Annotated in this window: 4 protein-coding genes and 1 pseudogene; 3 read left to right on the top strand and 2 right to left on the bottom strand. The window is 44.6% G+C overall.

The features are described 5' to 3' along the window. Positions 1-70: 70 nt before the first annotated feature. Positions 71-1,363 carry a folylpolyglutamate synthase/dihydrofolate synthase family protein gene (locus F6K49_RS38155; RefSeq protein ID WP_293105467.1) on the bottom strand — a complete coding sequence of 431 codons (1,293 nt, stop codon included), beginning with the start codon at positions 1,361-1,363 and terminating at the stop codon, positions 71-73. Between the two features lie 68 nt (positions 1,364-1,431). Between F6K49_RS38155 and bchM the strand changes: the two genes are divergently transcribed. The 3 genes from bchM to F6K49_RS38140 all read left to right on the top strand — a co-directional run bounded on the left by bchM (position 1,432) and on the right by F6K49_RS38140 (position 3,089). After that, positions 1,432-2,118, top strand: a complete 687-nt coding sequence (bchM, locus tag F6K49_RS38150; RefSeq protein WP_293067096.1) for a magnesium protoporphyrin IX methyltransferase — start codon at positions 1,432-1,434, stop codon at positions 2,116-2,118. A 170-nt stretch (positions 2,119-2,288) separates the two neighbouring features. Further along, positions 2,289-2,690, top strand: a complete 402-nt coding sequence (locus F6K49_RS38145; RefSeq protein WP_293038986.1) for a hypothetical protein — start codon at positions 2,289-2,291, stop codon at positions 2,688-2,690. A gap of 21 nt (positions 2,691-2,711) precedes the next feature. Next, the gene (locus F6K49_RS38140; RefSeq protein ID WP_293105463.1) at positions 2,712-3,089 is read left to right on the top strand and encodes a DUF423 domain-containing protein; all 378 of its coding nucleotides are present in this window, start codon (positions 2,712-2,714) and stop codon (positions 3,087-3,089) included. 12 nt (positions 3,090-3,101) lie between these two features. Here the strand turns inward: F6K49_RS38140 and F6K49_RS38135 are convergent. Continuing rightward, a pseudogene (locus tag F6K49_RS38135) lies at positions 3,102-3,302 on the bottom strand (hypothetical protein); the annotation flags it as partial.

Here is a 3,302-nt window from a genome sequence, read left to right as displayed (position 1 = left end):
CTATCTCACAATCATGACAATTTTTTGATTAATCGTGAAATTGATTATTGTAGGCATTAGCCATTACCCATTACCCATTACTGTTAACAAAAGCTTGTGTTCGCAAAAAGTGACCAACTAGGTACAGAGAGCCACAAAGGACAGTAATCCTCTCGTCAGGTTCGGCTTTGTTAAAAATAGCACGGAGTCCTGTCACTAACTCTGGATAAGTAGCACAATCGGCTAAGGTTGGACAAATTTGTTGCGCGAGAGTAGCCAAGTAGTCTAGCTCAGCTGAACTATGATCAGGTACTGGCACTAGAGATAATCGATCCCCTGGTCTGAGCAAGGCATTAAAAATACCAGCATGATCTTTGGTTGAGAGTATACCCATTACCCAGTTGACGGATTTACCTAGGGTATCAACATATTGTCTCAACGCCTGAGCAGAGGCTTGATTATGGGCTCCATCAATCAGTAAATGGTGATTCTCCCAGCTAGTCCACTGCAAACGTCCCAGCCAAGTGGTTTTGGCCATCCCCAATGCGATCGCATTTTCTGGAATCTCCCAACCCTGCTGTTGCAGAACTTGTACCGTTGCGATCGCAATCGCGGAATTAACCAACTGCACCTCCCCCAACAAGGGCAAACTATAGCTGACCCCCCCATACTCCACCCATCTGAGATGCTTTCCGGTGCTTGGGGTCTTACCCTCTGGCAACTCCACTGCCGAGTCTACCCACACCACTGGACATCCCAACTGATTCACCCTTGATTCAACCACTGCCCTAGCTTCAGGCGGGAGGGGACCAATGACCGCAGGACACCCAGGCTTTAGGATTCCAGCCTTTTCCTTGGCAATATCAGCCAAGGTCGGCCCAAGGCGCTGCCAATGTTCCCAACTCAGGGATGTGATAATACTAACCAAAACGCGATCGCATACATTCGTGGCATCCAGCCGTCCTCCCAATCCCACTTCTATTACAGCCACATCCACCTGCTGCTGAGCAAAATACAACCAAGCAGCAGCAGTAGTCACTTCAAATAGGGTTGGTGGATCGGAACAGTTTTTTGGAATTGCTGCGATAACTTGCTCCAAAATTGTGCCTAGGGTATGGGTGGAGATGGGTTCTTGGTTAAGGCAAATCCGTTCTGTCCAATCCACCAGGTGAGGAGAAGTATAACGTCCGACTCGGTAGCCAGCTTTGGTGAGTATAGAAGACAGGTAGGCACAAACTGAGCCTTTACCATTAGTTCCAGCCACGTGAATGATTGGAAACTTCTGGTGGGGGTTACCTAAGCGCGATAGAAGTTGCTGTATGCGTTCTAAGCCAAGCTCAACGCCAAAGTATTTAAAGGATTGGAGAAGGTCGTCAATATCCATGGGATGATTTTTGATGAACCGTAAATACGGGAAAGACACCAAGCTCAGGAGAGTTTTTGTTATTAAATATGAATACAGTTAATGATAAGGCGATTGTTAAGGATTATTTTAATGCCACTGGTTTTGACCGTTGGCGGCGGATTTATGGTGATGGCGAGGTTAACCGGGTACAGCAAGATATCCGGATTGGTCATCAGCAGACTGTGGATAAAGTGATCAGTTGGCTGGAGGCTGATGGAAATTTGTCAAGTTTGTCGATTTGTGATGCTGGCTGTGGTGTTGGGAGTCTAAGTATTCCACTCGCAAAATCTAGCGCTATAGTTTTTGCGAGTGATATTTCTCACAAAATGGTAGAAGAAGCGCAGGTAAGGGCTAAGGAGAGTTTAGGGAATAGTGACAATCTCTCGTTTATGGTCAAGGATTTGGAAGGGTTAGGTGGTAGCTACCACACCGTAATTTGTCTAGATGTTTTGATTCATTATCCTCAGGATAAAGCGGCTGAAATGATAACTCACTTAGCCTCTTTGGCCGAGTCTCGTTTAATTCTTAGCTTTGCGCCGAAAACGTTGCTTCTTACTGCACTTAAAAAGATTGGTGAGTTTTTTCCAGGACCAAGTAAAACCACTCGTGCCTATCAGCATCGAGAAGCAGATATTGTTACTATTTTAGAAAATAATGGGTTTTCAATTCAGCGACAAGAAATGACTAGCACTAGCTTTTACTATTCTCGCTTATTGGAGGCTATTCGTAAGTAAAAAAAATAAGCAGTCAGCGGTCAGCCGTCAGCGGTCAGTTTAAAAATAAACCTGATAGCTGATTAGCTGATAGCACCTCAAGTAGCGTTGCCAAAGGCCTTTAGCTTACACCTAATCGAAATTGTCTGGTCATGGTAATAAACCATCTTTGTTAAAAGTTTGCTATTATAATGAAACGGTTTAAAAAAATATCAGCTGGTTTGGTCCTGACCTTTGGTATTCTATTATTGATGGTACCTGTTGTAGTATCAACTCGAAGGGAAGCAACGTCGCAGGATAAAGTTGATGCGCTGGGAAGTTTGATAGTAGGTATCCCAGCTACCTTTTGGGGAGTATGGTTAGCATGGGGAATGTATCGACAAGAGCAAAAAGAAGTCCTCGAACACCTTCAGTATACATTTTATAGCTTGATTGAAGACGAAAATGGTAGAATTTCAGTATTGAAATTAGCAATGACAGCCAAACTTCCTATAGCTGTAGCTCAAGACTATCTCGATCAAAAAGCTAGAGAGTATGATGCTACCTTTGAGGTTACTGAAGAAGGGAGAATCTTTTATAATTTTACACTTTAGGATTTAGGACTAATAAAATTGATGACTCGGATTTTTTTAGCGATCGCATCGATCTTAGGAGGATTATCAGTAGCAGCTGGAGCCTTTGCTAGCCACGCTTTGAAAGAAAAACTTACGGAACGAGCATTGGAAATTTTTCAGACAGGTGCCCGGTATCAAATGTACCATGCCCTAGCGCTAATGTTAGTAGCCTTGTTGTTGAGCCGCGCAGAAGTAGCACAAACTCCCCTTACCGTAGCTGGCTCAGCTTTTATCGCTGGAATTGCCATTTTTTCAGGCAGTTTGTACGCCCTGAGCTTAACCGGGATCAAGTGGCTAGGAGCGATCGCACCATTAGGTGGTGCGGCGTTGATCCTAGGATGGGGTTGTTTAGCGATCGCTGCTTTCTCTTTCGAGTAATCACTAAATATTTTAGGGAACAGGGAACAGGGAACAGGGAACAGGGAACAGGGAACAGGGAACAGGGAACAGGGAACAGGGAACAGGGAACAGGGAACAGGGAACAGGGAACAGGTAACAGGGAACAGGGAACAGGGAACAGGGAACAGGGAACAGGGAACAGGGAACGGGGAATAACCAATTTAAATCCAAAACATCTAAAATCGTAAAATA

The organism is Moorena sp. SIO3I6 (genome assembly GCF_010672095.1).
The sequence above is the reverse complement of the archived record's forward strand: the minus strand, read 5'-3'. Positions and strand labels throughout refer to the sequence as shown.